Below are 5,632 nucleotides of genomic sequence, written 5' to 3' on the forward strand. Positions count from 1 at the left end.
GGTGCCGCGGCGAGCGCAAGCAGCGTGACGAAGGAGCGGGCGTGCGGCATGGAGATCGGCGCAATAGCGACGGGCGTTGAACACGTGATGAACTTTGGCTGAGAACTCCCGACTTGCCGCGTCCCAAAGTGGGATGCTTGGGGCGCTCGCCGGGTCGGTGGGCGTGCGCACGATCGTGACCGACTCCGGCCTGATCGAACCATGGCTGCACGACTGGCGCGGGCGCTATCATGGCGCCTCCCCGGTGCTGCTCCAGCCCGAGACCACCGCGGAGGTCGCCGCCATCGTCATTGCCGCCGTGGCGCACCGCGTGGCGTTGGTGCCGCAGGGGGGCAACACCTCGATGGTGGGTGGCGCCACACCGCCTGCGGACGGCAGCGCGATGATCGTGTCGCTGCGTCGGCTGAACCGCATCCGCTCGGTCGATACCGAAGCCGGGCTGGCGATCGCGGAGGCGGGCGTGATCCTGTCCGACCTGCACGATGCGGCCGTGGCGCGGGGGCGGCGCTTTCCGTTGACGCTGGGCGCGCGGGGCTCCGCCACCATCGGCGGGCTCGTCTCCACCAACGCCGGCGGAACGCAGGTGCTGCGTCACGGCACGATGCGCGGCCTGGTCGCAGGGATCGAGGCGGTGCTGCCCGACGGGTCGGTGCATGATGGGCTGGCGGCGTTGAAGAAGGACAATCGCGGGTACGACTTGAAGGAGCTGCTGATCGGCGCGGAAGGGACGCTGGGGATCGTCACCGCCGCGACCCTGCGACTGGTGCCCGCGATCATCGAGCGCGCGGTCGCGTGGGTCGGCGTCGCGGACCCGGCGGCGGCGCTGCGGCTTTTGCGGATGATGGAGGCACGCACCGCCGCGATCGAGAGCTTCGAGCTGCTGCCGCATGGTTCGCTCGCGGCCGTGCTCGCGCACTTGCCCTATGCTCGCGCACCGCTGGTGGGCGAGCACCCCTGGCATGTGCTGATCGAAGCGGTCGCCGAGGAGCCCAGCGATCAAGTACCGGGCGAGCTGCTGGCGGCGCTGCTTGGCGGGGCACTCGACGCCGGGCTGGTCACGGACGTCACGATCGCCGCCAGTGAGGCGCAGGCGGAGGCGTTCTGGACCCTGCGCGATGCGATTTCGGCGGCCGAGCGCGCGCGAGGGCCGGCGACGCAGCACGACATCTCCGTCCCGGTCGACGCGATGCCCGCCTTTCTGATCGCCGCCGCCGCCGCCTGCGAGGCGCGCTTCCCGGGCACCCGGGCGTCTGGCTTCGGCCATCTGGGGGACGGCAATGTGCATTTCCATGTCCGCGCGCCAAGCGGGGCATTGCCCGAACGCTGGTATGCGGAGGAAGCGCCGGCCGCGACCCGCTTCGTTCACGACCTCGTCGTCGCGGCGGGCGGTTCGATCTCGGCGGAACACGGCATCGGGCAGATGAAGCGCGACGAGCTGGCGCGCCTGTCGAGCCCCGCGCGGATGGCCGCGCTTGCCGGAATCAAGCGGGGGCTGGACCCGCTGGGACTGTTCAATCCCGGCAAGCTGATTGTCCCGCCCGCTGGGCCGTGACGCCCTTGCGCGCCTTGCCGTGCGTCAATAAAGCAAACGCCTTCCCGGCGGGCCTGCATGGCCCGCCGTTCGAATATTGGAGAGAACAGTCATGGCCAGTGCGCCCCAGCTTCCCCTGTTCTACAAGGGGCTCGAGCCGCTTTCGAGCGAGACGCACGCCGATTTCCGCATGAAGATCCAGGACAAGGCTCCGTTCCTTGCCGGTCAGCATGCGATCCCCATCACCGTCGACGAGTTCCCGCTGGTGCAGCGCCACATGCCGATCGTGTTCTCGGTCGGCGAGGATGCCATTCCGCTCGCGCTGATGGGGCTGAACGAGGGCGTCAACGTGTTCGTCGACGACGAGGGCAAGCTGACGGAGAACAGCTTCTATGTCCCCGCCTATGTCCGCCGCTATCCCTTCATGCTTGCCAAGCTGCGTCCGGAGGCGACCGAGCTGTCGCTGTGCTTCGACCCCACCGCCGACGCGCTGGGCAAGTTCGAGGGCGAGGAGGATGACGCGCGCGGCGAGCCGCTGTTCGTGGGCAAGGACCCCAGCGAGCTGACCAAGAACATCCTCACGTTCAACGAATCGTTCGAACAGGCCGGTCAGCGCACGCACAATTTCATGAACGAGCTGCGCGAGCAGGAGCTGTTGATGGACGGCGAGGTCTCGATCCAGCCCGACGGCGCCGCTCAGCCGTTCATCTATCGCGGCTTCCAGATGGTCAACGAGGAGAAGCTGCAGGGGATGCGCGGCGACCAGCTGCGCAAGATCGCGCAGTCGGGCATGCTGCCGCTGCTGTACGCGCACCTCTTCTCGCTCAGTCTGATGCGGGAGGTGTTCGCGCGCCAGGTACAGCTGGGCAAGAACCCGCAGCCCGTGCTGCCGACGGTCTGACCGAAAGCCGATCGAACGAGCGGACGGTCCGCTGAAATGCGGTGCTGAAGAAAAATCGGCACGAGCATTGAACCATCTGGCGGCTCGCCCATTTACTACCCGTACGATGCTTCGCGTTCCCCTTTCGCGACATCGTATGACACGCCCAGTGGACCCCCTCCCGGGCGTGTTCCTCCCTGAACCTTGGCCACCTCGTGCGTTATTGCACGGGGTGGTTTTTTTTCGCGCAGCCGGCACGCACCTAGCGAAGCCAGGCGCGAGACCGGCAAGCACGGCCGGCGGGTCGCGTTAGCGAACCCGTTCGACGACAAGGCGCGGCTTCGCGGCGGCGCTGCTCGTCCTGTCTACTCCGCCGCCAACGGCATCGCACCCACTGCCTCGTCGGCAAGCGCCGCCAGCATCTGCCGAACCATCGCCGCGATCCGCGCCAGCCCCGGTCCGGGCCGATCGAGCGCCCGATCAAGGTACAGCGATCGGTCGAGCTCAAGCTGGATCGCGTGCACGCCAGCGGATGGCTGTCCGTGCCGATCGAGGATGTGCCCGCCCGCATAGGGGGTATTGAGCGCGGCCGGCAGCCCGGCGGCCGACGCGACCGCCTCGACCCGCGCTACGAAACGCGCGGCGGAGGCGCGCCCGAAGCGATCCCCCAGCACCACGCGTGTTCCCGCCGCGGCACCTGTCAGCGGCGGCATGGAATGAACGTCGAGCAAAACCGCCACCCCCCAACGTCGCCGAACAGCCGTCAGCCGGTCCGCCAGCGCCTGATGAAAGGGGCGGTGGTCGGTGTCGAGGCGCGTTCGCACCTCCGCATCGCTCCACCGCCGTCGCCACAACTCGCCCGCCGGCGCAACACGGCGCGGCACCAGGCCCAGGCCGCTGCTGACCTTCGTGGTACCGGGCGGAAGTGGCGGTGCGCCCTCATCCACCTGTGGATCGCGCTCGTGCTCGCCACGATTGAGATCGATCCACGCGCGCGCCCGGCGCTGGATCAGGGTGGTTTCGGCACCTCTGGCAGCAAGTGCCACCGCGTCGATGTGCCGATCCTCCAGCCCCACGCACGCGGCCAGCGGCGCCCGCAGCGCGGCGCGTAACGCCACGGGATAGTCGCGCCCGGCATGCGCGACGGAGATCATCACCGGGCTGGCGGGCGGATCGGCTCCCCATATCTCGAAGCCCGTGCTGTCCATGCGCGGGACGCTACGCGCGCCCGCACTGGCCGGCAACGCTATGGGCTTTGTTTACCGAACAGCGCATAGTCGAACCCGTGCGAAAGGGGCGATGATGATCCGAATACTGCTGGCCGAGGACGACCAGATCATGCGCGAGTTCCTGACGCGCGCGCTGGAGCGGTCCGGCTATGCGGTGACGGCGGTGGATCGCGGTACGGCGGCGATCCCGCTGCTGCAGACCGAGCGCTTCGACCTGTTGCTGACCGACATCGTCATGCCGGAGATGGACGGCATCGAACTCGCCCAGCGCGCCGGCGAGATGGCGGCCGACATGCGGGTCATGTTCATCACGGGTTTCGCCGCAGTCACGCTGAAGGCGGGCAAGGCCGTTCCCCATGCTCGCGTGCTGTCTAAACCATTCCACCTGAGGGACCTGGTGCTGGAGGTCGACCGTATGTTTCAGGGTGTCAGCTTCGGCGAACTCTAGGCCGCTGGCACCTTCTGCAGAGCCGGCCCATTAATCGGATCGGTGGCCGCCTGTGTCTCGGGCGTTATTGGTCGGGGCGTAAGCATCTAACCCCGCCGCTCCCACGTAGCTCGCGGTAGAATGACAACAGCGCGACCTGCGAGCGGGGTTGCAGAGGCGATTGGCGCCAGGCGCTTGCGCGAATGGGAAGGCGCGGCTAAGCCCTCCTCCGGTGTGGGCGTGTAGCTCAGTGGTAGAGCACTGTGTTGACATCGCAGGGGTCGCAAGTTCAATCCTTGCCACGCCCACCATCAAAGGCCCGCTAGCTCAACGAGTTGGCGGGCTTTTTGATGCCCGGGCGGTCCCTCTGCATGCCAGTGGGGTCCGGAGTTCGGCATGCCTGTGACCTGGGCCGACGTCTGATCGGGGACAATGAGGCGTCACCGCTTTGTCGAGCAGGATAGCCGGGACGATTTCCCCGTTGCCGCGTTATGGAGAGGATGCCGCCGGACGGCGGAGCACATCAAGAACCCGACTTCTTGTCGGGCAAGCGGGAATATGCGGGCGATGCCGGACAAATCTCATTTCGAATTGTCGCGTCGCGGCATTCTCGCGGGCGGCGCGGTGACCGCCGTTGCCGCCGCAACGCCGATCGCGGCGGCGACGCAGTTCCCTGTCCAGGCCAAGGCTGCGCCGACGATGCCGGTGCGCTTTACGGTCAATGGCGAGCGTCGCGAGCTCGATCTCGATCCGCGTACGACCCTGCTGGACGCGCTGCGCGAGCATCTGCACCTGACGGGCACCAAGAAGGGCTGCGACCACGGCCAGTGCGGTGCGTGCACGGTCCTGGTCGGTGGGCTCCGCATCAATTCCTGCCTAAGCCTCGCCGTCCAGCACCAGGGCGACGCCATCACCACGATCGAGGGCCTGGGCACGCCCGACAAGATGCACCCAATGCAGGCCGCGTTCGTGAAGCACGATGGATATCAGTGCGGCTATTGCACGCCGGGGCAGATATGCTCGGCGGTGGCGGTACTCGACGAGATCAAACGCGGCGTTCCCAGCCATGTGCAAAGCGACCTGACGCAGCGGCCGCGCGTCACGGACACGGAGATCCGTGAGCGGATGAGCGGCAATATCTGTCGGTGCGGCGCATACTCCAACATCGCCGAGGCGGTGGCAGAGGTCGCGGGCGGCGCTGCCAAGGGAGGTCGGGCATGAGGGCATTCACCTACGAGCGCGCGACCGACGCCGTCACGGCCGCTCGCGCGGTCGCCAGCCATCAGGGCGCCAAGTTCATCGCGGGCGGGACCAACCTGCTCGACCTGATGAAGATCGAGGTGGAAACGCCAACCCACCTCGTCGACATCCAGGATCTGGGTTTCGACAAGATCGAGAAGACCCGAGACGGCGGTCTCCGGATCGGTGCGCTGGTCACGAATACAAATCTGGCCGCCGACCAGCGCGTCCGGCGCCACTATGGCGTGCTGACGCGCGCGATCGTGGCCGGCGCGTCGGGCCAGCTCCGCAACAAGGCGTCGACGGCCGGCAACCTCCTTCAGCGC

At 67.6% G+C, this 5,632-nt stretch carries 6 protein-coding genes and 1 tRNA gene; 6 read left to right on the forward strand and 1 reads right to left on the reverse strand.

Features of this window, described 5'->3' with window-relative positions; genetic code table 11:
- The first annotated feature begins 133 nt into the window (after positions 1-133).
- Both JWN21_RS04455 and JWN21_RS04460 read left to right on the forward strand, forming a co-directional pair.
- Positions 134-1,552 (forward strand): FAD-binding oxidoreductase, encoded by a 1,419-nt coding sequence (locus JWN21_RS04455; RefSeq protein WP_299646642.1) that lies wholly within the window; start codon positions 134-136, stop codon positions 1,550-1,552.
- Between the two features lie 91 nt (positions 1,553-1,643).
- On the forward strand, positions 1,644-2,432 hold the full coding sequence (locus JWN21_RS04460) for a SapC family protein (protein WP_299646644.1): 789 nt from the start codon (positions 1,644-1,646) through the stop codon (positions 2,430-2,432).
- Positions 2,433-2,776: 344 nt separating this feature from the next.
- Here the strand turns inward: JWN21_RS04460 and JWN21_RS04465 are convergent, their stop codons facing one another.
- Entirely contained in the window at positions 2,777-3,619 is an 843-nt protein-coding gene (locus JWN21_RS04465; protein WP_299646646.1) for an N-formylglutamate amidohydrolase, read from the reverse strand.
- A gap of 94 nt (positions 3,620-3,713) precedes the next feature.
- Here JWN21_RS04465 and cpdR point away from each other — a divergent pair, with 94 nt between their 5' ends.
- From cpdR to JWN21_RS04485, 4 genes are all read left to right on the forward strand, one after another.
- Positions 3,714-4,088 (forward strand): cell cycle two-component system response regulator CpdR, encoded by a 375-nt coding sequence (gene cpdR, locus JWN21_RS04470; protein WP_299646648.1) that lies wholly within the window; start codon positions 3,714-3,716, stop codon positions 4,086-4,088.
- Between the two features lie 215 nt (positions 4,089-4,303).
- Positions 4,304-4,378, forward strand: a tRNA-Val gene (locus JWN21_RS04475).
- 256 nt (positions 4,379-4,634) lie between these two features.
- Positions 4,635-5,288 (forward strand): aldehyde dehydrogenase iron-sulfur subunit PaoA, encoded by a 654-nt coding sequence (gene paoA, locus JWN21_RS04480; RefSeq protein WP_299646650.1) that lies wholly within the window; start codon positions 4,635-4,637, stop codon positions 5,286-5,288.
- Positions 5,285-5,632 (forward strand): FAD binding domain-containing protein (locus JWN21_RS04485; RefSeq protein ID WP_299646652.1); only part of this gene is annotated, 348 nt, incomplete at its 3' end. The genes paoA and JWN21_RS04485, both read left to right, overlap by 4 nt.

The sequence above is a fragment of the Sphingomonas bacterium genome (assembly GCF_028292945.1).
Taxonomy (GTDB): domain Bacteria; phylum Pseudomonadota; class Alphaproteobacteria; order Sphingomonadales; family Sphingomonadaceae; genus Sphingomonas.